We start from the raw sequence: 24,585 nt of genomic DNA, 5'->3' as shown, positions 1-24,585 counted from the left end.
ATGCCCCAGACCGTCATCCCGCAGCTGCGCATGCGCCATGCCGATACCAGCCTGCCGTTCTACGTACAGGGCCTGGGCTTCATCATCGACTGGGAGCACCGCTTCGAATCCGGCTTCCCGCTGTTCGCCCAGCTCACCCGCGAGGGCCAGACGATCTTCCTGACCGAACACACCGGTGACTGCGAAGTGGGCGGCGCGGTGTATTTCATCGTCGCCGACGTCGATGCCCTGCATCGTACTTTCGGCGCTGCGGGGGTACCCATCGAGCAGCCGCCACACGATACGGATTGGGGAAGCCGGGAAATGCTGATCATCGATCCGGACGGCAACCGCCTGCGCTTCGCCACGGACGCTGGCTGAATGCCACGGGCTTGAGTGGGAATATACGTTTCGTATACGCTTCATATATTCCCTGTCGAGAACGCCCATGGGCATCGTCAACATCGATGACACCCTGCACGACCAGCTGCGCCGTGCCTGCACCGTCTCCAACCGCTCGATCAATGCCCAGGCCACGTTCTGGATCCGGGTCGGCATGCTGTGCGAGATGAACCCGACCCTGAGCTTCCAGGACGTCGTCGCCAGCGAACTGCGCGCCGCCGGCGTGCAGCCGCAGCTGCTTGCGCCCGGGCGGGCCTGAGCCGATGGCCATGATCAAGCGCCCCGACGAGATCGACCGCCTGGCCGAGTCCGGGCGACTGCTGGCGCAGGTCTTCGCCATGCTCGATGCCCTGCCCCTGCAGGGCCGCAGCACTCTGGAGATCAACGACATCGTCGAACGCATGATCGTCGACGACCTGCAGGCACGGCCCGCCAGCAAAGGGCAGTACGGTTTCCCGTACGTGCTCAATGCCTCGATCGACAACGTCATCTGCCACGGCATGCCGTCGGCCGATGACGTGCTGCGCAATGGCCAGATCGTCAACCTCGACATCACGCTGGAGAAGAACGGCTACATCGCCGATTCCAGCACCACGTATCTGGTGGGTGAAGTCGACTACGCCGCGCGCAAGCTGGTGCAGGTAACCTACCAGGCCATGTGGAAGGGCATCGCCGCTGTGCGGCCCGGCGCGCGCCTGGGCGATATCGGCCACGCCATCGCCCGCCATGCCCGCAGCCACGGCTACAGCGTGGTCAAGGAATACTGCGGCCATGGTATCGGCCAGGAGATGCACGAGGAGCCACAGATCCTGCATTACGGCCATGCCGGCACCGGGATGGAACTGCAGGAAGGCATGGTGTTCACCATCGAGCCGATGCTCAACCAGGGCAAGCCTGCGATCCGCCAACAGCCCGACGAATGGCCGGTGTACACCCGTGACGGCAAGCTGTCGGCGCAGTTCGAGCACACCGTAGCCGTGACCCGCAGCGGTGTGCGCGTGCTGACCCTGCGCCCCGGTGAAACACCGCTGTGCGCCATCGACCGGATGGTGACCGACTGACTTCAGCGCTTGCGCGCTGCCTCGATACCCCCTCTTGCGCGACATGCGACACATGTCGCACACTTGCGACATCGTTCAAATGCACAGGTCTGACCATGCCCCGCATTCCGACACCTTCCAACGCCGAACTGGAGTTGTTGAAGTGCCTGTGGCGCGACGGCCCCTGCAGCGCACGCGAACTGCACAACGCGGCGGCCGCCACGCTGGATTGGTCGTATTCGTCCACGCGCAAGACGCTGGAACGAATGGTCGACAAGGGCCTGGTGAAAGAAGGCAGCCAGCACGGTCTGAATGTATACACCGCAAGGGCCGGCAAGGTAGCCACGCTGGCCGCACTCAGTGCCGACTTCGCCCGCCGCGTGCTGGAGATCGACGGGCCGCTGCCGACCCAGGCGTTCGCCGAAAGCCGCCTGCTGAGCGACAAGGAAATCGAGCAACTGCAGGCGCTGCTGCTCGAGGATGACGAGGACCAGCCATGAGCCTGTCATCAACCGCCTTGTGGATGATCAGCCTCGCTGCGAGCCTGCTGGGGGCTGGCCTGGTCTGGTACGGCGCGCAGTTTTTGCAGCGACTGCTCAGGCTTTCGCACGCGTCGGCGCGCTTTTGGCTGGGGGCATGGTTGTGTGCGGTGCTGCCCCCCTTGCTTGCACTGTTGCTGCCGGTGAAGGCGACACCGTTGCAGGAGCTGGCCAGCGCATTGCCTGTTGCGCTGGACAGCGGCACCGGCGTACTGCTGCCCGTGCAACTGCCTGCGCTCGCGGCGACCGAATCCTTGATGGCCTGGCTGACGCCACTGCTGCTGACCGTCTATATCGCAGGGGCCATGCTGGCCCTCGTTCGCTGGGCGTTGGCCAGCCGCCGGTTGTGGGTCCTGCTGCGCGGCAGCCATGCGCTGCAGACAGTGCAGTTGCCTGGCCCGCAATCGCGCCACGCCGTGCAGGGGCTGCGGCAGGAAGGCATCGCGGTGCGTACTGTAGAAGGTAGCGGTACGCCGTTCGCCCTGTGCATGCCGCGGCCGCAGATCATCCTGCCCACGGCCAGCCTGACCCTGCCGGATCGTACGCTTCGCCTGGTCATCGGCCATGAGGCGGCCCACCTGCAGCGCCGTGATCCCCAACGCGCAGCGCTGATGCGGCTTGTTGGTGCACTGTACTGGTTCAATCCCTTCGTTCGACGCATTGCCGCGCGCATGCAACTGTCCGCCGAGCTGCAATGCGATGCACGTGCACTGGCCGAAGGGGGTGCTGCCAACGACGGCCGCCTGTTGGCCCACGCTTATGTCCAGACACTTCGCTGCGCGACGGCAGTGCAGCCGGCCAGCGCCCTCACCCATCGCGATTTCGGCGGCCATCAGGTGCGCTTGCAGCACATGCTGCAGGGTGATGGTGGTCGCCGCCCAGGCATCATCAGCATCCTGTTGATGTTCGCACTGGGCTCTGCCTGCACAGTCGGCCTGGCCACCGTACAGGCCGCCGCGGTGGCAGGACCGACGTCACTGACACTGCCACTGCCCATCGCGTCGGTAACCCTGGTGGAAGCCACGCCGCTACCCCCGTCATTCTTCATGCCACTGTCCAATGCGCGGGTAACCAGCGTGTTCGGTCACGTCTCCGACTTCCGCCAGAACGCCCATCACGGCACCGACTTCGCCGCGCGCCGTGGCACCGCCGTGCTCGCCCCCGCCGACGGCACCGTGATCGCCGCCACGCACGCCTATCCCGATGGCGCCAACTACGGCACGGTTGTCGTAATTGATCATGGCGCTGGCTGGCAATCGCTGTTTGCACACCTGCAGGACTTCGCGGTGCAGCCAGGCCAGCGCGTGCGCAGGGGCGATCCCATCGCCCGCAGCGGCAACACCGGGCGTACCACCGGTCCACACCTGCACATGGAACTGCTGCGCAACGGAGCACGCGTGGACCCACAGGACTGGCTGCAGTAAGGCAATGACCGGCGGCTCTCCCGGCCGCCCCCTCTACGCATCGTTTCGATACCTGGCCGCGGGAGGGCCTGCTGCGACCGGCTTTCGCACCACGACAAAGGAACTGCACGACAATGCAACGATCTTCGTCCTCCCCGACAACGGTACGCGCCCGCGCCAGCGTATGGTTCACCATCGGCTGTCTGACAGGATCAACGACCGCTGCAGCCGCTCCGCCTCTGACACCCGCACCTCCGATCACGGCCGATCTGGATGCAGTACAGGTCCAGGCCGAGCGCTACGACGCTCGCCGTGACGACACCGCCAGCCGCATTGTGGTGGACCGCGATACGTTGCAGCGACACGGCGACACCGACCTGCTGGAGGCACTCAAGCGATTGCCCGGTGTCAGCGTTTCAGGCGGCGCGCCGGGCCGCCCAGGCACCGTGTCACTGCGCGGCCTGGGCGCGGGCTACACGCAGATCCTGTTGAACGGCCAACGCGCACCCGCCGGTTTCAGCCTGGACTCACTGGCCACCGATCTGATCGAGCGCGTCGAAATCCTGCGCGCGCCCTCCGTTGATCAGGGCATGGGTGCCATCGCCGGCACACTCAACATCGTCACCCGTGCACCGGTTGCAAAGGACACTCAACGGCTGACGGTTTCATGGGCCGATACCCAAGGGCGCATGACCCCGTCAGCAAGCTGGCGGCAGAGCCGTGCCAACCTCGACCGCGATTTTTCGCTGACCGCTACGGCGACCGCCCGCGCATTCCTGGTCGAGGAACACGGCAGCGAAGACGCTTGGGATGGTGTTGATGCGCCGTTGCTGCATCGACAATCGCGCCTGCGTGCCACCGGCCGACGCGACAGCGTCTCGCTCTCGCCTTCACTGACGTTCAGAGCCAGCGATGACACGACCCTTTCGCTGCAGGCCTTGGTGGATGCTTCCGACTTTCGTCGTGACATGTACATCGATTGGGACACGCTGCTGGGCCCGGCGCTACGCACTCCGCATTATCGGCAGCGCACGCGCCTGCGCCTTGACCAGGGTCAGGTCAGCGCAGAGTGGGAGAAGAAACTGCAGGATGGAGGTAGCCTGAACCTGCGTCTGGCCGTGGACGGAAACCGGGAAGACTACCGCTTTCGCGAACAGGGGCAGGACAAGGCACAGCAGGACAATCTTTTCGATCGCACCGATGCGCAGCTGCACGTGCTGGGCGGCACCACCCGCGTGCAGTGGACCCTCCCGGCGCGGGGGCGCCATACGCTGCAGGTCGGTGCCGAAAGCAGCATGGACTCACGCCGCGAATCCCGAGTACAGCAGCTGCACTCTTCCCCCAGCGAACAATCAACGGTCAGCGACCTTTCGTTCGATGCGCGCCTGCAGCGCCTGGCGCTGTACGCGCAGGATGAGTTTCCGTTGGGAGCGCACAGTGCCCTCTACATCGGCGGCCGCTGGGAACAACTGCAGACCCGCAGCGAAGGGCGTAACTTCGCCACGATGCGCCACAGCACCAGCGTGTTCACGCCCGTTCTGCAGGGCCTGTGGAAGCGTGCGAAGGGCAAGGACCAGCTGCGGGTCTCATTGAGCCGCAGCTTCCGCGCACCGGCGCTGCGCTCACTGGTCCCGCGCCCGTACACATCCACCAACAACCGCCCACTGAACCCCGACGAGATCGGCAATCCAGCGCTGCGTCCGGAACTGGCGTGGGGTCTGGATGCGGCCTGGGAAATCCACGGCCGTGACGGTACACAAGGGAGCGTCGGCGGCTACTTGCGCCGCATCGACGCACCGATCCGCAATGAAACGGTACTACGTGACGGGCGCTGGGTATCGACACCGGTCAATGGTACCCGCGCCATTGCCTGGGGCATCGAAATGGATGGCAGGATGCCGCTGGCACGTCTGTTCCGCAGAGGGCCGGATATCGAGCTGCGCGGCAACGCCACCTGGAACCACTCCCGGGTCAGGGATCTTCCCGGACCTGACAATCGGATAGAAGACCAGGTGCCATTCACCGCCAGTGCATCGCTCGATTACCGCATTTCATCGCGGTGGAGCAGTGGCCTGGCGTACACTCATCGCAGCGGAGGCAGAATACGCTACAGCCTGAGCGAGCTGGACATCACGTCCTACCGACGCGAACTTGAGGCCTGGGCACAGTACGCAACGGAAAGGCGCGGCAAGCTGCGCTTGACCGCCTCGAATCTGTTGGCACAGGACATCGAGACCGGCCAGTGGCGTTTCGACGAAGGCGGATCGCAGGTGCTTCGCAACACCCGACGTTCTGTCCCCAGTCTTCGCCTGCAATGGGAGCTCTCGCTGTGATTGGCATATGCACGGAGTACAACTCAAGCGCGCTATACCCGGCCGCGTGAGACGTATCGGTGAATCGCACACGCAACAGCGGCATGCGTCACGCACTCATGGCGATAATGGGCGCAACAGCAGCAGCGTGGCGAGGCAGAACATGAAGACTGCCACGCCTGCATCCAGCACCCGCCAGGCGTCTGGCCTGCGGAATACAGGCTGCAACAGGCGCGCGCCATAGCCCAGCGTGCAGAACCAGGCCACGCTGGCCACGCAGGCGCCCCCCGCGAACGCCCAGCGCAGCTCACCCGGATAGCGCGTGGACAGGCTGCCCAGCAGCACCATCGTATCCAGGTAGACGTGCGGGTTGAGCAGGGTGAAGGCCAGGCAGGCCAGCAGCACCTGCCGCCGGCTGCCACCACTGGCATCGGCCGCCGCCAGCGCGCTGCCACCGCGCCATGCGCGCAGCCCGGCCTGCAGGCCATAGCACAGCAGGAAGGCGGCCCCGCCGAAGCGCAGCACCTGCAACAGCAGCGGCCATTGCAGCACCAGCGCCCCCATGCCGCCCACGCCGGCCAGGATCAGCGCAATGTCCGCGCCCATGCAGGCCAGCACCACCATGCCCACGTAGCGCCGCTGCAGCCCCTGCCGCAGCACGAAGGCGTTCTGGGCACCAATGGCGATGATCAGGCCAGCCCCCCGCAAACAGGCCGGCCAAGGCCGCAGCAATCCACATCCGACGCTCTCCACCGTGAAAGGAGGCGCAGGGTGCGACGAACTGACCCGTTAAGGCCAGCTGGTTTTTCTTTATCCTGTGCAGAAAAACTGAAGAGGCACCGCGTGGACCTGGTACATCCGCAGTTGAGCGCCTTCACCGCGGTGCTCGAAGAAGGCAGCTTCGAGGCCGCCGCACGCCGTCTGTCGATCAGCCCGTCGGCGTTGTCGCAACGGATCAAGGCGCTTGAGGACCGGCTGGGCCAGGTGCTGGTGGTGCGGCAGGCGCCGTGCCGGCCTACCGCTGCCGGTGAAGTGCTACTGCGGCGGGTGCGGCCGATGCAGACGCTGCAGGCCGAAGCGCTGGCCGAACTGCTGCCGGAACGCGGCAGCGATGCCATCCGCACGCCGATCCCGCTGGCGGTCAACGACGATTCGCTGGATACCTGGTTCGTCGCCGCCATCGCCGAACTGCACCAGCGCCACGGCTACCTGTTCGACCTGCGCATGGACGACCAGGACCACACCCTGGAACTGCTGCGCAACGGCAGCGTGCTGGGCGCGGTCACCGCCGAACGCACCCCCCTGAAGGGCTGCAACGTGCATCCGCTGGGCGCGATGCGTTACCACGCCATTGCCGCACCGGTCTTTGCGCGGCGCCACTTCAGCAAGGGCATGCAGGCCGACGCGTTGGCGTCGGCGCCGATGATCGTGTTCAACCGCAAGGATGAACTGCAATGGCGCTTCCTGCGCAGGCTGACCCGCGCACGCCTGCAACCGCCCGTACACTACCTGCCCTCCTCCACCGGCTTCGTCGATGCTGCCGCGCGTGGACTCGGCTGGTGCCTTGCTCCGGAGGCCCTGGTTACGCCAGCGGTACAGGCCGGGCAGGTGGTGGTGCTGGAACCTCGTCGCTGGCTCGACGTACCCTTGTTCTGGCAGCATGCCGCCGTGCGATCGAGCACGCTGCAGCACATCACCCAGGCGCTGCGCACCGCCGCTGGCAACACCCTACGTTGAAAAGAGCATGATCCAGACTACCGCAGACCCCGGCTTCACGCCCGGACCACTACCGTTTGCCCACTTCTTCACTACAGGAACGGCATGCGCCTGAGCTGCCCACGGACAAGGATGCACCGCGCACTCAGCGCTGCCGGTTTGGCCCTGCTGGCCAGCCTGCCGCTGGCTGCGGCGGCGCAGACCAGCGCGCCTCCCGCACTGGAATGGGAACAGGCGCGGCAGCGGCTGGAACAGGTCTCCGACGCACTGGCCGCTGCGGATGCCGGCGTGCGCAACAAGGAAGAACTGCAGGAAGCCACTCGCCTGCTGCGCCTGCCGGAAATCACCGGTGAAGTGCGCCGCCTCCAGTTCCAGAAGACACTGACCCTGCCGCTGGGCTCGCTGGCACCGGTGGCCGAGGCCTTTGGCATCGACTCGCCGCTGTCGTTCACCGAACGCGACTGGCGCACGCGGCCGGTGGTCACTGCAGTGCTGCCGTTGTACACCGGCGGCCTGATTCCCGCCGCGCAGCGTGCTGCCGGTGCGGCCAGCGAACAGGCCAGCGCCGAGCGCGAAGCGCAGCGGCAGTCGTTGACCGTGCAACTGGCGCAGGCCTACTTCGGCCAGCGCCTGGCCGAACAGGCCGTAGTCGTACGCCGCGATGTGCGCGATGGTTTGAACCGCCACCTGTCCGATGCCGAAAAGCTGGAACGCGAAGGCTTCGCTACCCGCGCGCAGCGCCTGCAGGCTACCGTCGCCCGCGACAAGGCCGAGCGCGAATACCAGAAGACGCTCAATGACCTGGCCACGCTGAAGGCTGCACTGGCCACCCTGCTGCGCAGTGGCGGCGATGTGCAGCCGCTGTCACCGCTGTTCGTGCAGCGCGCGCCTCTGGAACCGGTCGCCAGCTTCGAGCGCACCGCACAGGCACGGCAGCCCCAGATCGCGCGCCTGCGGGCGATCGTCGCGCAGGCCGAACAGGGCGTGCGCGTGCAGCAGGCCAAGCTCAAGCCGACGATATTCCTGTTCGGCCAGTACGACTTCCGGCGCCGCGACGAAATGCTGACCGATCCGGACTGGGCGTTCGGCATCGGCCTGAAGTACACCTTCCTGTCGCCGAACTCGCGACCGGCACAGATCAGCGCCGCACGCGCGCAGCAGGAGCAGGCCGAGGCCGGCCTGCGCGAGGCCGAGAACCAGGTCGCACTGGGTGTGCGCAAGGCTTGGAATGAGCTGGAAACCGCACGCCAGCAGTTCGTGCTGCTGGACAGCAGCATCGCCCAGGCCGACGAGAACCTGCGCCTGCAGGAGCTGGCCTTCCGCGAAGGCCAGGCCACCTCGCTGGACGTGATCGATGCGCGGCTCGGCCTCGGCGGCGCCCGCGTCGAACGTGCGCAGGCGGCCTACCAATACGATATCGCCTTGGCCCAGTTGCTTGAGGTGAGTGGACAGATGGACCGCTTCGAAGACCATCGGCGGCGTGCAGACGAGGTGATCGATCATGAATGATGTGTTGCACGACGAAGCAACGACGCCCCCCGGCAAGCGCCGGCTGGGGCCGATTCTGCTGGTGGTGCTGCTGGTAGCAGTGGTGCTGGGCCTATGGCTGGCCTGGCGCAGCCCCGCCGACCAGATCCAGGGCATGGCCGACGCCGACACCCTCAACGTGTCGGCCAAGATCACTGCGCGCGTGGCCGAACTGAAGGTGCGCGAGGGTGATCGCGTGCAGGCCGGACAAGTACTGTTCCTGCTCGACAGCCCCGAAGTCGCAGCCAAGGAACAGCAGGCGCACGGCGCGCTGGCCGCGGCGCAGGCGGTGGCCGACAAGGCCAACGACGGCGCACGCAGCGAAGACATCCGCGCGGCCGAAGCCAACTGGAAGCGCGCCGAAGCCGGCGCCACCCTCGCCGAAGCCACCTACCGGCGCGTGCAGAACCTGTTCAACGAAGGGGTGATGACCCGGCAGAAGCGCGACGAAGCCGCTGCCCAGGCCACCAGCTCGCGCGAACTGGCCCGCGCCGCCCGCGCTCAGTACGACATGGCATTGGCCGGTGCGCGCGAGCAGGACAAGCGTGCCGCGCAGGGCCAGGTGCAGCAGGCCCAGGGCGCGGTGGCGGAGGTCAACGCTGCACGCGTTGAAGTGGAGGGTCGCGCGCCGGTGGCCGGCGAGATCAACAAGCGCATGGCCGACCCGGGCGAACTGGTACCGGCCGGGTACCCGGTGTTCACCCTGGTCGACATCGACCGCATGTGGGTGTCGATGAACCTGCGCGAATCGCAGATGCAGGGCCTGAAGGTCGGCAGCAAGCTGCAGGGCAGCGTGCCGGCGCTCGGCAAGGACGGCGAGTTCGAGGTCTACTTCATCAATCCCGCGGGCGACTACGCCACCTGGCGCACCACCCGCCAGTCATCGGGCTATGACGTGCGCAGCTTCGAAGTGCGGGTGCGCCCGGTACGCCGCATCGAGGGCTTCCGCCCCGGCATGAGCGTGCTGTTCGCATGGCCGCAGCACTGAATACCGACCGCGGCGGCTTCGGCGGCTCATGGCAGCGCGAACTACGCCGGTTGCGCAGCAACCGTGCAGACCTGGCGCTGGTCACCGTGCTGCCGCTGTTGATGTTGGTGGTGATGGCCTGGATGTTCTCCGCATCGGTAATGCGCGATGTGCCGATTGCCGTGGTCGACCTGGACCACAGCAGCGACAGCCGCCTGCTGCTGCGCATGCTCGATGCCAGCCCCGGTGTGCGCATCGCCAGCCAACCGGCGGGCATGGAGGAGGCGCGCGCGCAGCTGCGCCGGCTGGAGGTGTTTGCGGTGGTGCTGGTGCCGCGCGATGTGACCCGCCAGGCGCTGCGCGGCAGGCAGGGCACGGTGTTTTCCTATTACAACGCCACCTACATGACCACCGGCCAGTCCGCTGCGCGTGATATCGGCGATGCGGTGTCGGCATGGAACGCGCGGCTGCTGCGCGAACGCATCGGCCTGCAGGTCGGGCCGGGCAAGCTGCGTGCCGCGCCCATCGCGGTGCAGTCGGACATCCTGTTCAATCCGGCCCGCAGCTACGAGCTGTTCCTGCTGCCACTGATCTTCCCGGCGGTACTGTCGCTGGTACTGGCGCTGGCGGTGGCCGGCAGCCTCGGCCGCGAAATCCGCGACGGCACCCTGCCCGCCTGGTTGGGCCAGACGCCGTGGTCGGCCATTGCCGGCAAGGTGCTGCCCTACGTGCTGCTGTTCTCGCTGTATGGCGCGCTGGGCGCGGCTTACCTGGCCTGGCTGCGCGGCGACGGCATCGCCGGCAGCGTGGTTCTGCTGCTGCTCGCACAACCCCTGCTCTACTTCGCCACCGCGGCCTATGCCCTGTTCTTCGTCGGCGTCACCCGCGACATGGGCACGGCCCTGTCCGCCGTGGGCCTGAGCATCGGCACCGCGCTGGCCTTTTCCAGCGCCACGTTCCCCGTGATCGACGCGCCGTTGTTCACCCGCGTCTGGCACCTGCTGCTGCCACTCAGCGCCTACATCAAGCTGCAGACCCAGCAGCAGTTCATCGGCTCGCCGTTGGTGGTGTCGCTGTGGCCGCTGGCCACGCTGCTGCTGATGATCCTGGTCGCCGGTGGCATCGGTGGCTGGCGCCTGCTGGTGTTCGCGCGCACGCCGCAGGCCGCGCAACCCGCCGGGGTTGGCGCATGAGCCGGATCTGGCAGAGCCTGCGGCAGACCCTGCTGGCCGTGCTCTGCGACCGCTACGCGATCGTGGTGATGGTCGGCGCGGTGATTCTGTACTCGTTCTTCTACCCCGCCGCCTATCGCCACCAGGTGGCTGGCAACCTGCCCGTGCTGGTGGTCGATGAAGACCACAGCGCGACCAGCCGCGAACTGCTGCGCAAGCTCGATTCGCTGCGCGTGGCCCATGTGGTCGGGCAACCGGCCGACCTGCAGCAAGCGCGTGCACAGCTGGAGGCCGGTCATGCCGAAGGCATCGTGCTGATCCCGGCCAACCTGGAGCGCGACATCCTGCGTGGCCATCCGGCCAAGCTGGTACTGCTCGGCAACGGCGCCTATCTCGGTCGCGCCAGCTGGGTGCTGGGCAGCGTGGCGGATGCACTGGGCGCGTTCGGCCGCGAAGCCGCAGTCACCCAGGCCGCGTTCATGGGCGCGCCACAGGCGCCACCGATCACTCTCGTGCAGCGGCCGTTGTTCAACACGCAGGAAGGCTATGGCAGCGCGATCGTGCCCGGCGTGGCCGAACTGATCGTGCACCAGACGCTGCTGATGGGCATCGGCGTCCTGCTCGGCGGTCGCCGGCTGGTGCTGGGCCGGCGCCTGCGGTTCGACCTGCCCACCCTGACCGGCATGGCCCTCGGCTTCGGCCTGATCGGGCTGTTCGGGCTGTTCTGGTACGCCGGCTTCACCGCCTGGGTGCAGGACTATCCGCGTGGTGGCAACCCGCTCGGGCAACTGCTGGGCGGTACGCTGTTCATCGCTGCCACGGTAGCGTTCGGCCTGTTCGTCGGCAGCTTCTTCCGCACCCGCGAACGCGCCTTCCAGTACATCATCGCCACCTCCATCCTGCTGTTCTTCCTGGCCAGCCTGTCCTGGCCGGCGGTGATGACCCCGCGCCCGCTGGTGTGGCTGGCGCAGCTGCTGCCGACCACCTCCGGCATCAACCTGATGGTGCGCCTCAACCAGATGGACGCCAGCCTGGCCGAGGTCAGCCACGAGCTGATCACCCTGACCGTGCTGCTGGTGCTGTACGGCGCCCTCGCCCTCTGGCGCCTGCACGGCAAAAAGGGGACGGAGGGGATCAAGTCGTAACCGGCGCGGGAGGGGAGAAACCGACTGGATCCCCTCCGCTCCCTTTTTACGGCTCCGGCGCGTACCAGAACGGGATGTTGTATTCGCGGCGGCGGCTGGGGCCACGTTCGCCGCCGTCGGCGTTCCAGACCAGTCGCAGGTCATGCCTGCCCGGTTTCAGGTCCGCCATCGGCAGGTAGCCCACCAGCCCGCGCATGTCCAGGTCGCGGCGCTCCATCGGCACGAACTCATGCAGGTCGACCTTGCCGCCATCGAGCTGCACCGTCCACAGCAGTGCCATGCAGTTCACCGCTGCCGTCGCCGCCTGTGCACCCTGCGCTTCGTTGCGGGCACCACCGGCACAGCGCTGCCGCGCCACCGGATTGTCACGCTGCGGACGGTGCGGAATGAACAGCCGCAACCGTGATGCACTGATGGTATCGGCCGGAATCATCGGATAGGGCAGCAGCTGGTCGTGCGCCGAGCGCAGCGATTCGTAGTGCGCGCCCAGCATGCCGTGGTCCACCGCCTCTTCGGTCATCACGCTGTAGCGGTTGAACAGCGAGAACTTCATCGAGCCGTACACCTGCAGGGCAGCGAGCACCATCGCCAGCATTACCGCCGATATATAGATCACGGTGAACGAGCGGCCGCGCAGGTTGCTCTGCAGGGTCCACTGCATGGTCTGCAGCAGGCGCAGCATCGGTACCCGCTGCAGACCCGCCAGCACCGACTGCAGTCGCTTCTCCTGCCGTGCGGTGTCCAGGCCCCGCGCGTGACGCCGCGCAATCGATTTCTCCAGCAGCATCGGCACCATCGCCAGACCGAGCAGGCAGACCATCAGCACCGCAACGATCGCCAGCGTGATGCGATCGACATCGCCGAAGGCGGCACCGATGGCCATCGCCACGCCGAGCGAGACGATCGCCACCACCAGCGTGCCGGCCAGGGTCTGCACGCACAGCAGCGTGCTCGAGAACAGCATGGTGGCAAGCCGGTCCGCACGTTCGATGGTGCCGTCGAGCCCGCCGTCGCGTTGCTTCAGGAACGCGCGTGAGAACGGCCCCAGCATCGTCAGTCGGTCCCAGTCGATGCCTTTGGGGAAGTGCGATTTCAGGCCGATCAGGCCGATCCAGTAGCCGCGCACCGCCAGGTGGATGATCAAGGCCACCGCCAGCACGTAGCACATGCCGACGCCGATGCTGAAGGCAAACCACAGCGCCTGGAAATAGACCCCTTCGGTATGCAGGCTGCTGCGCGCCCACGCGTCGAACAGATAGCCCGGCACGGCCAGCAGTGCGAAGGCGAGCAGGCCGGAAATGAACAGCTCCAGCTCGTCGGTGCGGTCGCGCACGCGGGAGTAGCTGGCTGTCGTGCGAGGCACTGCATCGGCAACATCGGACGGTTCCCGTCGGTCTACAGCACTCGACTCGTTCACTGGCGATTCATCCCTGGAGGTCGGCGCAGTATAGGCATGCGCCCTGCTTCACGGAACGGGACCGGAAACGAAGAACGCCGGCACAGGGCCGGCGTTCGGGGTACAGCAGTGTGGAAGGGGTTATCGCGTGGACGGATCAGCGGTAGACGCGCTCACAACGGCGCTCGACCACACGGTCGCCGGTCTTCTGCTGGTGGTTGCCCTGGATCTGCCGGCCGGCCGCGCCGCCCGCTACGGCACCGGCAACCGTCGCCAGTTTCTTGCCGTTGCCGCCGCCTACCTGGTTGCCCAGCAGGCCACCGACCACGGCGCCCGTAGCGGTGCCGGTGATGCGGTTGGGATCGCGGGTATTGCGCTGCACTTCCACGTTCTTGCAGACCACGCGGCTGCCATCGTTGAACTTGCGGCCTTCATCACGCGGGCCGTAATTCTGTGCGCCAGCAACGGACGACGCCGTCAGCAGGGTGCCCAGCACCATCAATCGGGTCGAGGTCTTCATGGCCATCTCCTGTGCTCCGGTATGGCGCAAGTGTCTGCCTGCGGGTGGCAACTGCAGGTGAAATCCGCGTCTGCGGGGGTTGAGCGGCCACCATCGGTTCAGGAAACAAAAATGCGCCCATCGCGACCAGCATCGCGATGGGCGCCGTCTCCCACCCGGCTTAGAACTCTTCCCACCCACCCGTGTTGGCAGCGAGCGACGGCGCGATGCGCGGCGGCACGCCGGTCACGCGACGCACCGGCGGCACGCTTGCAGCGACCGCTGCCAACATCGGCCGGACCGCTGCCGCCGCCACCGAAGCCCCGGTGCGGAACACCGACACCGCCTCGGCCAGCAGGTTGGCCTGTTCCTCCATCGAACGTGCTGCCGCGCTGGCCTCTTCCACCAGCGCAGCATTCTGCTGGGTGGTTTCGTCCATCTGCATCACGGTCTGGTTGACCTGCTCGATACCCGAGCTCTGCTCCTGCGAGGCCGCCGAGATCTCGGCCATGATGTCGGTCACCCGCTGCACCGACGCGACGATCTCGCCCATCGTCGTGCCCGCCTGACGCACCAGCGCCGAGCCGTCGGATACCTTGCCCACCGACTCTTCGATCAGGCCCTTGATCTCCTTGGCCGCACCCGCCGAGCGCTGAGCCAGCGTGCGCACCTCGCTGGCCACCACGGCAAAGCCCCTGCCCTGCTCACCCGCGCGCGCCGCTTCCACCGCGGCGTTGAGCGCCAGGATGTTGGTCTGGAAGGCGATGCCATCAATCACACTGATGATCTCGGCGATCTTCTTCGACGACGCTTCGATGGCCGTCATGGTGGTCACCACCTGGCCGACCACCTCGCCGCCCTGCGAGGCCACCCCATGTGCACCGATGGCCAACTGGTTGGCCTGGCGCGCGTGTTCGGCGTTCTGTTTCACCGTGGAGGTCAGTTCCTCCATCGACGCTGCCGTCTCTTCCAGATTGGCCGCCTGCTGCTCGGTACGCCGCGACAGATCGGTATTGCCCGAGGCGATTTCCCCCGCCGCCAGATTGATGCTGGATGCACTGGCCTGGATGCGGCCGACGATCTGGGTCAGCTGTTCGACGGTGGCATTGCAGTCGTCGCGCATGCGCGCGAAGACACCGTGGAAATCGCCCTGCATGCGTACGGTCAAATCGCCGCGCGAGATGGCCTGCAGCAGGCTAGACACCTGCACCAGGTTCCCATCGGTGGTCTGCATCAACCGGTTGAGGCCGGTCACCATCTCGCCGAAATCATGCTCGAAGCGAGTTTCGTCGCCACGCAGGCTGAAGTCACCGGCGGCAGCAGCTGTTGCCAGCCGGCGGATCTCGCCGTTGATGGCCGACAGGCTGGACTTGGTCTCGTCCATGGCCTGGGTGATCGCCGCTTTTTCGCCCGGCAGGCGATCCATGTCCACCGACAGGTCGCCGCGTGCGTAGTGCTTCATCACTTCGATCAGGCGGTTCTGTACCTGCACGTGCGAACCCACCAGTGCGTTGGTGTCATGCACCATCCGCCCGTAGTCGCCTGGGAAGGCGCTCTCGTCCATGCGATAGCCCAGGCTGCCGTCATCATGCTGCCGCGCCATCTCGCCCTGCGCCGCCATCACCGCCTGCAACTGCCCCTGCATGCGCTGCATGGACTTCAGCAACTGGGTCACCTCGTCATTGCCCGAGGCATCGATGACGTTGTCCAGGCGACCGTTGGCGATGCCATCGGCCAGCTTCACCGCACCCGCCAAGGGGCGGGTCAGGCTGCGGGTGATCGCCCACGCAGCCAGTGCACCGAGGATCAGGCTGAGCACACCGAAGGCGATGGACAGGGTTCCCGTCCACGCTTCCGTGGCGCGGTATTCCTCACGGCTGCGTTCGGTCAAGGCCTCCTGGTGCCGCAGCAGGCTGGAGATCGCTCCGTTCCAGGCCGTGGCCAGACCGTGCTCGGCCAGCAGCTCGGTGGCTGCACCATCGTAGTCGCCCGCCTTCATCCGCTCGTGCAGTTGCTGGGTGGAGACGTCGGTAGCCTTGCGTGCCGCCGCGATCTGCGCCACCAGCGTATCGCCGGTGGCATCGCGGGGAATCTTGACGTACTTGTCCCAGATGCCGTCGTAGGTGCGACTCAGTTCCTGCGCCCGCTGGTAATCCTTGTCGAACTCCTCGCCGCGCTTGATCACCATCAGGCGACGATGCATCAGCACCGCGTTGTTGGTATCAAGCATGTCGTTCAACAACCGCATCTTGACCATGTTCACGCCCACCACTTTCTCGAACTGGGCGGACTTCAGATGGTTTCCGTACAACACCAGGCCGACGATGGCCATGATGAACAGCAACAGCAGACCGAAGCCGGCAGAAAGCCGGGATCCCACACGGAGGTTGCGTAAGGCGAGCATCTCAATTCCCTTGATCGTGGCCCTATATCGGTGGCGGCACGACCCGAGGAAACTTTAAGCACATTTATTGAAACAACGTTGTATTAACATAAATGCGTTCAAGCAGAATCCCCGCCTGAGGACGTCCTTCCCTTCCCACGGTCCAGTCAGGTCCGTGGTGGGGAATCAGCCACGCAAGCCGAGAACAGTATGGCGGGTAAAGAACCGCATTTTTCCCTCGACCGTGAAATCGGCACGTCTGATTTCGACCAGCAGTTGCTCGCGCTGTGCTTCGTCCAACGTGCAAGGCTCCAGAACATTGGCATCCAGCACCTTACCCGGTGGCGTCAGACGTAGCTCGACAATGCAGACGTTGCCGTCCGCTGGAACACCCGCCGGCCACGCCGTCATCGCGATCGCACGCAGCTCCTCCTCGTACGCCTCCCTCTCCGCATATTCGAGATCCGGGTCGGGCCGGTTCGCTGGCAGATGCACTGAAGACTGCATGGGGGTCTCCTTCGGCATCGAACGAACCGCCAGATTGATAAGGGTGTTCTGTGAGGCCGTTACAGCCAAGGCGATCACCAGAGCGGTATAGCTGACACCACCGGCCTTCTGCAGTTCCGCGTGCCGCCTGTGCGCGCCTCCATGCCCAGCAATAACCTTGCGAACAATCCTCCGGCAATGAGACAGATACAGGGAATTCGCCAGGATTCCAGCAAGCACGCGGCAGACCACGAAGCCGACTGCCGCCAACCATGGCAGACCCATCAAGGTGAACGTGGTCATCGCCAAAGGCGGAACGATGAACCAGATCGTGCCCCATACAGGCATGCGTCGAAAGAAGAACCACAATGATGAAAACAGGAATGCCGGCCAATGCCATCGTCTCGGCGCCCTGCCGGCAGCGTCGTCCAGCCTCCATAACCGGCAATAGGTAGAGAACCGGTCCCCAACCACAGTCGCCAGTGCACTCTTTTCACATGGTTCGTGGGCGACCGAGACAGACTCTCGCTCCGCCCCCCCCGGCTCTACCGAAAGTGGGCTCGATCTTCATCTGCACTGATTCTTCATCCAAAAACAAGACACATTGATAATCGCTCGAAAGGCTGCAGAAGGTCAGCGAGCTTCCGGCACTTGGGTTTTCGGCGCGTAGACGACACTGAGGTAGTACTGCTGACCGCGAGCCTCGGAGACAATCGTCTCAGTGAGGGTGATCGTCGTATCACCACTCACCCATTCGGTCAGCAGCACCGCAGGCTTGTCGCGCGGACGCGCAGACGTCTCGCTCACCCTTTCAGGCCGGCCATGCCGTTCTGCCAGCACCTTCTTGACCCGGTTGTACCTGAACTCCGCACCTTTACCAGCCTTGATCTGCTCGTTGGTTACCGTCGCGGCGCGAGCGAGATAGATAGCGCTCAGCGGCCCCTCGATTCCGCGAAGACCGAAGAACGCCACGAAGGAGATTCCGTCGATGGTGTAATCCTCGATGTAAGGGCCGCAGGCTCTCGCGTATCGCTTCAGTTCCGGCTCTTCCTGCTGTTCCTCGGGGCAGGCTCGCGTAGCCAAGCGCTCGCCCAGTGCTTCTTTCAGCCGGGCCTGGGTTGCGCCCCAGGCGACGCCCTCGAAGCCGGATTCGGCAGCCAGCGCGGGATGTGGAGTGAGTGCCAGACTCGCTATGGCGATAGTTGTCGCCAACGTCAAGTTACTGCAGAAAGCACGCCGAGCATGGCCGCGATGGTTGAGCGCGTTACTGGACACTTGAACCCTCCACTGGCAAACAATTCAGACACACCCTTTGACATACATCATTGAAAGCACTTGATCAGCAGATTCAGGATTCCCCTCAACATACCTGGAGAACGCCATAGACAAATATGTGGAAAAATCTTCATCACTGACAATAACCACGTCGGGTTCGCACAGAATTCCATATGAAAACCCTACGCTACAGAAGTGATCATCCGCGCAAAAGCTGTTCAAATTCTGGAAACTACAGTCAACATCATCAGGCCCAAATCCACAACGTTTCGTCAGACACTTCAGCATCTGCACGAACACACCAGCCCATAGATCCAATCCAAACATGTAAATACGACCCAATCAGGATCATTCCGATCCGCCCACAACCCGAACAATTGATCACTCACGACTGCATTCAACCCACTTTACTGCCACCTGGCAGGAAAGCGCTCAGGCAAGCAGAATTCAGCTACTCACATCTATGCAAGCGACTCCGAACTACTTCGAGCCCTGGTAAAGACGCAATGGCATCTTCATCGAGGGCATGAAAACCATCATCCCATCGATATATTATTCCACTACCCCAAAAAACCATCACAAGCCGAAGCAGAAGAATTTCATCCAAATCGTTACCGCCATCATCCAACTCAAAAACAAGCAGCAGCTCACCAGACCCCTTTATCAGCGGAAAGACCCCTTGACCTTTTAAATACTCCTCGAGAGGAGCGCCCCGCAATATTTCAACCCTGATCCAAGGCGCGTCCCCTTGCAGCAAACTCCACTCGCTATTAATTTCCCACTTATTAACTTTAAGATCAAGAAAACTACATTCATCAAGACTCTCATCATCCTGAAAGTAGGACACGGGAAAATCACCCCATGCCTGGTCAATCAAGAACTTTCTCTCGGGCAACTTCATGCCACCCTTCAAAACAACAATAAATTTGGTTCCCATCACATATTTCCTGTTTCTTGCAGGCGCCTTAGCCCCTTCTCAGCGTTTCTGACAAGCTGATCCCTTGCAGATTTTGGCAATCGCCTGAACGCCTTGTCTATCTGAGGAGCCAAGGGCAATGATAGATCCGGACGGAAGTCTACGAACGAGTCCTTTCCGCCTCCTGACTGGATCTGAAGCTTACCATTCGGCTCGATATCGACCCGAAGCATCCTTTTACGACCATTTATGACAGCCTCTACAGGCTGACCGATCGTTTCGCTGGCCTTGATTGTTCCACTATTGGTGGAGACGGAAACACTATCGCTTCTAGGAGACTCCCCCACGCGCCTTCTGCTCGAAGCGCTGCTCTTCTGGCCGCCCTCACCAACCGGGTTAATTCCGAAGCGGCCCGTCACAGGCAGCAAACCCGTCTTTCCCGCAGCCGTTGCCCCGGCAATCAGCGCGATGTTCCCCGCAGTCATGGTGAGCGCATATCGATCATCGTCGCTCAGCCCTACAAGGCTGCCGAACAGGTAGCTTCCGCTCGCCAGAGGGCTACCGACCAAGGCATCCATCAGCGCAAAATCACGCCGCTGCCTCATCACCGTTGGCAGGAGATCTTCAGAGCGCCATACCTCCAAGCCGGACCTGATGACAGCCTTGTTGAAGATTGCCTCGTTTTCGCTATCAGCTCTCCAAATGTTCTTTTCGAAGAACGAAAAGTTCTCATCAGTGAACTTCTGCTTATCACGCGAAAGTCCCGAGTAAGGGAATTCGCTTGCCTCGCGAATACCCCCACTGACGAGGGCAATCGCCGCATCCGTGCCGTTCTGCTGGGCATATGCCCCCAGATAAAGCTCCAGATTGTGCTGCTGCACGACAGAAAGAGGCTGGCCGCCGGCAAGCATATTCAGCAGACCATCACTCATATGATCCCCACCGTCGAGATAAATAAGCTCCGCGGATTCCTGTGGCGTCAGTTTTCCCTTCTTAGACTTCTCACGTAGATCTGCCAGCCGCTACTGATCGTTCTTCCCGAGGAAATTATTCTCAACAGAATTCTTGGCAATCCCAGCATTCAATGCGATTCCGGCCAGATCCTGTCCCGACAACCCACCCGCCAGTGCACCCACCGCCTGCGACAGCGCCAGAACTGTTTCCCTTTCCTGTGGGCTCAGCTTCGAGGGATCCCCGCCGAATAGCTTGTCCGTCAGGAACTTCGCTGCCAACTCACCACCACCGGCCGCAAGCGCCCCGCTCCCCGCCGAGCCACCATTGGCCTCAGCCAACAACGCGCCCAGCAGCGCGTGCGACAGCATCTGCATGGCCTCACTGGGCACAGCGCTCTGCTTGTTCGGGTCGAACGTCTTGCCGATCAGTTCTGCCGCATACGGTGCCAGCGCGTTGGAACCGAGCTGGCCCAGCCCCTGCCCGGACATGCCTCCCACCAGAGCGGTGGTTACCGCGCCAAGCGCGCGGCCATAGACGCCGTCAGGAGCCCACTTCTGCTGCGTGACCAATGCCTCGGGGTATGACGGATCAAACACTTTCAGGCGATTGAACTGCTCGTCCGAAGAAAGCTCATCAAATACCCGCCTTTCTTCAACGCTCAGCCCTTCCCGATACTTGTCGGTGATCCTGTTCGCGCCCGCACTGCCAATGTCGTTGGCAATCTGCTGGCTCGTGTAAACCACCGTCCTTATCGCTCCCGCCATCGCCTGCTGGTCCGCCAGCAGCTTGCTGGCATCCGGCAATGCCTCCAGCGCGCGATGTGCGGCACTGGCATCGGTGTTGATGCCCAGCTCCGCCGCCGTGGTCTGCTTGCCGCCGATGGTGATGTTGCCTTCAGTCAACGTTGCAAGCGTGGAGCTGCTGTCGCTGCCGCGCTCCGACATCGGCATGCCCGGGCCACCGCGCGGAGCGGTGGTGCCTTCCTTCGCGTCCCAACCGTTCATCTTGCCGCCCGCACCACCGCTGATGCTGCCGGAGCTGGCCGAGTAGTCCATCTGGTTCTGCAGGTCGCTGAAGGTCAGCGTCTGCGCGGTCAGTTCACTGTTGGCCGCGTTGGTGCTGGAAATCGCGCCGCCAATCAGCTTCACGTGTCCAGCATCCACGTGATAGCCACCGTTGCCGGCAAACAAGCCACTCTGCTGGCCCACGCCCTGGTAGCTGCCCTCGGCCTTGCCTGCACTGACATAGCCATCGGCGTTCCACGCGTTGCCGAAGGCCACCTGCACGCGCCCACCCACCTGGCTGTTCTTGGACATGCTCTCGGCCATGTCCTGCAGCGATTCGATCGTCAGCGTGCCGCCGGTCTTGACGTCGATGCGGTCGGCCGTGGCGGTCGCGCCGCGCAACGTGGTGTCACCCTCGGCCTTCAGCGAGATGTTCTGGCCGGTCAGCGTGGTGTTCTGCCAGGTGTTGCTGTCCGAGTTCGCCTTGCTGCTGCCCACGCTGGCTTCTGCATACACATAGACGCCCGTCTGCGCGCCCACCACCACGCCAACGCCCACTTCGGCGCCGGCATTGCTGCTCTTGCTGCGGTCTGCCACGTGCGCCTTGCCCACTTCCAGCAGGATGTCGCCGGCAGAATCCAGGCTGAGTGTGTTGCCTGCGCTCAGGTTGCCCTGCACTACGTGGATGCCGCCCGTGGTGCTGGTCAGGTTGACGTTGCCGCCACCCTGGGATGCTCTGGCCGGTCAGCGTGGTGTTCTGCCAGACATTGCTGTCTCTTGCTGCTGCCTGCGCCGGCCTCGGCACATAAATACATACCGGCCCGCGCAGCCACTTCAACCCGACCCAAATAATCCACGGACTATGTCCATAGAAAATTTTAACCACTCAACAAGCAAGCATAGCGACCAGCTTTTCAAATATTCGACGACGCCACCCTATTTAGCCGACATCAATTATCCTCGGCGGATCGAATAACACGACTTCACCGCCTTCGGCTTCATAAGCAAACTCGAATTTACCATCAGGCCGAACCACTATGAAACGCCCTGACGCAACATCAATCTCACTAATATAGTCACCTATAAGAATAGGTGAACCCAGATCGACCGAGAGTCCTACCGCCAATTCACCCAGCGCTTCACCATAGAACTCCGCATCACTATAAACATTAACAAATGTCGGAAACCCCCCGCCCACGTACTCAATAGAAACCCCTGCAAAGGCAGAGGAATCCGACCTCCCCCAATAATCATCTTCAGTAAGAATCGACGACGCATCCAAGCCCAACCTAGCTGCAAGAATTGGCTTCAACTCCAAAAATTCAACAACTCGACCCACAGAAAATTCAAAACCTTCCACTCCGCCCCCTCATTTACCAAGATCTCGCGACCTATATAGCTCATTCAGTTTCGAACGAGATTCCGAACTAACACCACTGTTACCAACTGAGATCATACCATCCAACGCCTTCTCAATAGATGAAGACATACCATTCTGACGGACCATATCTCTATAGAGACGGAACTCTGCCTGCGAGAGTTGAACGATACCTGGCCCCGACCGTGGGAACATGGTGGCACTCCCTGGATGCGCACCCCATACTCGACCAGAAGACACGGCAACATTACCGTCAGGCAGCAGAATCCCTTGGCCTGAATTTATCTCCCTGATGTCACCATCAATGTCATCCCCCCCCATCAACACTGATTTTAGAGTATTCCTGTTCCCGCCACCAAATCTTGTGCCCGCTCCAATTGTTTCCACGCTGTGCGCATCACTGACGCGAACTGGACCTGGCGGAATGAAATTCTTCGTACTACTTCCGCCCGAATCCCCGCCTTGATTTTTGGGCTGCTCTACAGACAATGCGTTGATCGCAGGCGCCTCACTTACACGCCTTCTCGAAGGAGATCGTGTCACGCCAAGTCCGCCTGTCTGCGGCAGTAATCCCGTCTTACCTGAGATAGCTATCCCAGCGATATTTGCGATACCCCCCATCGTTAACGTCAACGCACGACGGTTGTCCTCGCTCATGTCTCCCACGGTCGCAGCCACGAAGGCGATACTGGCCATAGCACTCGACGTCTGTGCATCTTGGATTGCGAAGTAATTCCGCAACTGCATTGACGACGGGAGCAAGTCCTCGGTGCGACTGGGCTCCAGGCCCGACTTGCGCAGAGCGTTCTCGAACAGCCGTTCGTTCGCGCCCTTCTTGCGGTAGAAAATATCCTCAACCCACGAGTAATTGGCATCCTTGTACGCTTTCTGGTCGTCCCCCAGACCAGCATATGGACGCTCGTACGCCTGCGACGGGTTGACTCCCTGCAGTTCGCCCGGGCGTAGCGTTCCAGCGCGCTCCTGGAACTGCTTTTGAAGCTCAGGCAGATCAAGAGGACCGTTCTGGGACTCATATCGGCTGATGTAGGTCGCGAGGTCAGCCGCTTGAACCTCACTCAGGTTCTCGCCTGCCAACGCCTTCCGTAGCAGCCCTGCACTCATCTGATCCCCTGCATCCAGCAGTACAAGCTCCAGGGATTCCTGCTTGTCCAACCCACCTTGCCGCTTGGCCTTCTCGCGCAGGTGAATCATTCGCGCGTGATCGTTCTGCCCCAGGAAGTTGTTCTCGGCCGAATTCTTCGCAATTCCCGCATTCAACGCTATCCCGGCCAGATCCTGCCCCGACAATCCGCCGGCCAACGCACCCACCGCCTGCGACAGCGCCAGGATCGTCCCCTTTTCCTGAGGGCTCAGCTTCGACGCATTGCCCCCATATAGCGTGTCGGTCAGGAACTTGGCTGCCACCTCACCACCTACCGCGGCCGCCGCACCTGCCCCTGCGCCGGCACCATTGACCTCGGCCAACACCGCGCCCAAGAGTGCATGCGACAGCAACTGCATGGTTGCGTTGGGGTCCTTGCCATGGTTCGGATCAAATGTGCTACCAATGAAGAAGGCTGCATAAGGTGCAAGCGCATTGGACGCAAGCTGGCCGACAGCCTGTCCGCCTGCACTTCCCACTAATGCGGTAGTCACGGCATCCAGTGCCCGGCTGTAGTCACCACCACTGCCCCACTTCTTCGCATCCTTGTAGGCCTGGCTGTTATCACTCAGCCGCTTGTCTCTCGCTTTGGCATCAAGTTTGTCGAACGCAACCTGCTCTTCGGGCGAAAGGCTGTCGTAATAGTCCTGCGTGGCCTTGTTGCTCTGATGGGTCTGGATGTCATTGGCAACCTGCCTGCTGGTAGCCACCACCGTCCCTATCGCACCCGCCATCGCCTGCTGGTCCGCCAGCAGCTTGCTGGCATCCGGCAATGCCTCCAGCGCGCGATGTGCCGCACTGGCATCGGTGTTGATGCCCAGCTCCGCCGCCGTGGTCTGCTTGCCGCCGATGGTGATGCTGCCTTCGGTCAGCGTTGCAAGCGTGGAACTGCTGTCGCCGCCACTCTCCGACATCGACATGCCTGGGCCA

22 protein-coding genes and 1 pseudogene are annotated in these 24,585 nt (G+C 63.3%); 11 read left to right on the top strand and 12 right to left on the bottom strand.

Annotated features, from left to right (window positions below; all coding sequences use genetic code 11):
- The 6 genes from ACFX4F_RS14425 to ACFX4F_RS14400 all read left to right on the top strand — a co-directional run bounded on the left by ACFX4F_RS14425 (position 1) and on the right by ACFX4F_RS14400 (position 5,696).
- Complete coding sequence (locus tag ACFX4F_RS14425; RefSeq protein WP_380656422.1) at positions 1–360, top strand: bleomycin resistance protein; 360 nt, start codon at positions 1–3, stop codon at positions 358–360.
- A 67-nt stretch (positions 361–427) separates the two neighbouring features.
- Complete coding sequence (locus tag ACFX4F_RS14420) at positions 428–640, top strand: ParD-like family protein (RefSeq protein WP_025873788.1); 213 nt, start codon at positions 428–430, stop codon at positions 638–640.
- Between the two features lie 10 nt (positions 641–650).
- Entirely contained in the window at positions 651–1,442 is a 792-nt protein-coding gene (gene map / locus ACFX4F_RS14415; protein ID WP_380656419.1) for a type I methionyl aminopeptidase, read from the top strand.
- A 95-nt stretch (positions 1,443–1,537) separates the two neighbouring features.
- A complete protein-coding gene (locus ACFX4F_RS14410) occupies positions 1,538–1,921 on the top strand; it encodes a BlaI/MecI/CopY family transcriptional regulator (protein WP_089239687.1) in 384 nt (127 codons plus the stop codon).
- Positions 1,918–3,384 (top strand): M23/M56 family metallopeptidase, encoded by a 1,467-nt coding sequence (locus ACFX4F_RS14405; protein WP_099821085.1) that lies wholly within the window; start codon positions 1,918–1,920, stop codon positions 3,382–3,384. Before ACFX4F_RS14410 ends, ACFX4F_RS14405 begins: the two co-directional genes overlap by 4 nt.
- 113 nt (positions 3,385–3,497) lie before the next feature.
- Positions 3,498–5,696: a TonB-dependent receptor plug domain-containing protein gene (locus ACFX4F_RS14400; protein ID WP_380656414.1), complete on the top strand. Its 2,199-nt coding sequence runs from the start codon at positions 3,498–3,500 to the stop codon at positions 5,694–5,696.
- Between the two features lie 96 nt (positions 5,697–5,792).
- Here ACFX4F_RS14400 and ACFX4F_RS14395 read toward each other — a convergent pair.
- Positions 5,793–6,414, bottom strand: a pseudogene (locus ACFX4F_RS14395) (LysE/ArgO family amino acid transporter).
- Positions 6,415–6,518: 104 nt separating this feature from the next.
- On the opposite strand from ACFX4F_RS14395, the gene ACFX4F_RS14390 reads away from it, so the two are divergent.
- The 5 genes from ACFX4F_RS14390 (at position 6,519) to ACFX4F_RS14370 (ending at position 12,202) form a co-directional block, all read left to right on the top strand.
- Positions 6,519–7,412, top strand: coding sequence for a LysR family transcriptional regulator ArgP (locus tag ACFX4F_RS14390; protein ID WP_099821083.1), 894 nt, complete (start codon positions 6,519–6,521; stop codon positions 7,410–7,412).
- Positions 7,413–7,523: 111 nt separating this feature from the next.
- Positions 7,524–8,900: a TolC family protein gene (locus ACFX4F_RS14385; RefSeq protein WP_207761049.1), complete on the top strand. Its 1,377-nt coding sequence runs from the start codon at positions 7,524–7,526 to the stop codon at positions 8,898–8,900.
- The gene (locus tag ACFX4F_RS14380) at positions 8,893–9,906 is read left to right on the top strand and encodes an HlyD family secretion protein (RefSeq protein ID WP_380656410.1); all 1,014 of its coding nucleotides are present in this window, start codon (positions 8,893–8,895) and stop codon (positions 9,904–9,906) included. The genes ACFX4F_RS14385 and ACFX4F_RS14380 overlap by 8 nt, the downstream gene beginning before the upstream one ends.
- A complete protein-coding gene (locus tag ACFX4F_RS14375; RefSeq protein ID WP_099821080.1) occupies positions 9,891–11,078 on the top strand; it encodes an ABC transporter permease in 1,188 nt (395 codons plus the stop codon). Before ACFX4F_RS14380 ends, ACFX4F_RS14375 begins: the two co-directional genes overlap by 16 nt.
- Positions 11,075–12,202 carry an ABC transporter permease gene (locus ACFX4F_RS14370; RefSeq protein ID WP_380656405.1) on the top strand — a complete coding sequence of 376 codons (1,128 nt, stop codon included), beginning with the start codon at positions 11,075–11,077 and terminating at the stop codon, positions 12,200–12,202. Before ACFX4F_RS14375 ends, ACFX4F_RS14370 begins: the two co-directional genes overlap by 4 nt.
- Before the next feature lie 46 nt (positions 12,203–12,248).
- Here ACFX4F_RS14370 and ACFX4F_RS14365 read toward each other — a convergent pair whose 3' ends face one another.
- From ACFX4F_RS14365 to ACFX4F_RS14315, 11 genes are all read right to left on the bottom strand, one after another.
- Positions 12,249–13,535 carry a hypothetical protein gene (locus ACFX4F_RS14365; protein WP_380656402.1) on the bottom strand — a complete coding sequence of 429 codons (1,287 nt, stop codon included), beginning with the start codon at positions 13,533–13,535 and terminating at the stop codon, positions 12,249–12,251.
- 220 nt (positions 13,536–13,755) lie between these two features.
- Complete coding sequence (locus ACFX4F_RS14360; protein ID WP_099821078.1) at positions 13,756–14,124, bottom strand: glycine zipper 2TM domain-containing protein; 369 nt, start codon at positions 14,122–14,124, stop codon at positions 13,756–13,758.
- Positions 14,125–14,278: 154 nt separating this feature from the next.
- Positions 14,279–16,501, bottom strand: a complete 2,223-nt coding sequence (locus ACFX4F_RS14355; protein ID WP_099821077.1) for a methyl-accepting chemotaxis protein — start codon at positions 16,499–16,501, stop codon at positions 14,279–14,281.
- Between the two features lie 165 nt (positions 16,502–16,666).
- Positions 16,667–17,269 carry a hypothetical protein gene (locus tag ACFX4F_RS14350; RefSeq protein WP_380656397.1) on the bottom strand — a complete coding sequence of 201 codons (603 nt, stop codon included), beginning with the start codon at positions 17,267–17,269 and terminating at the stop codon, positions 16,667–16,669.
- 330 nt (positions 17,270–17,599) lie between these two features.
- Positions 17,600–18,241, bottom strand: coding sequence for a hypothetical protein (locus tag ACFX4F_RS14345; protein ID WP_133119636.1), 642 nt, complete (start codon positions 18,239–18,241; stop codon positions 17,600–17,602).
- 24 nt (positions 18,242–18,265) lie between these two features.
- A complete protein-coding gene (cdiI, locus tag ACFX4F_RS14340) occupies positions 18,266–18,568 on the bottom strand; it encodes a ribonuclease toxin immunity protein CdiI (RefSeq protein ID WP_380656454.1) in 303 nt (100 codons plus the stop codon).
- Positions 18,569–18,692: 124 nt separating this feature from the next.
- Positions 18,693–19,178 carry a hypothetical protein gene (locus tag ACFX4F_RS14335; protein WP_380656394.1) on the bottom strand — a complete coding sequence of 162 codons (486 nt, stop codon included), beginning with the start codon at positions 19,176–19,178 and terminating at the stop codon, positions 18,693–18,695.
- Positions 19,178–20,089 (bottom strand): hypothetical protein, encoded by a 912-nt coding sequence (locus ACFX4F_RS14330; protein WP_380656391.1) that lies wholly within the window; start codon positions 20,087–20,089, stop codon positions 19,178–19,180. Before ACFX4F_RS14330 ends, ACFX4F_RS14335 begins: the two co-directional genes overlap by 1 nt.
- Before the next feature lie 90 nt (positions 20,090–20,179).
- Positions 20,180–21,793, bottom strand: a complete 1,614-nt coding sequence (locus tag ACFX4F_RS14325) for a hemagglutinin repeat-containing protein (protein ID WP_243380293.1) — start codon at positions 21,791–21,793, stop codon at positions 20,180–20,182.
- Between the two features lie 262 nt (positions 21,794–22,055).
- On the bottom strand, positions 22,056–22,475 hold the full coding sequence (locus ACFX4F_RS14320; protein WP_133119635.1) for a hypothetical protein: 420 nt from the start codon (positions 22,473–22,475) through the stop codon (positions 22,056–22,058).
- A 9-nt stretch (positions 22,476–22,484) separates the two neighbouring features.
- Positions 22,485–24,585 (bottom strand): VENN motif pre-toxin domain-containing protein (locus tag ACFX4F_RS14315; protein WP_380656386.1); only part of this gene is annotated, 2,101 nt, incomplete at its 5' end.

This window comes from Stenotrophomonas sp. YIM B13575 (assembly GCF_042787595.1).
GTDB classification, from domain to species: domain Bacteria; phylum Pseudomonadota; class Gammaproteobacteria; order Xanthomonadales; family Xanthomonadaceae; genus Stenotrophomonas; species Stenotrophomonas lactitubi_B.
The sequence above is the reverse complement of the archived record's forward strand: the minus strand, read 5'-3'. Positions and strand labels throughout refer to the sequence as shown.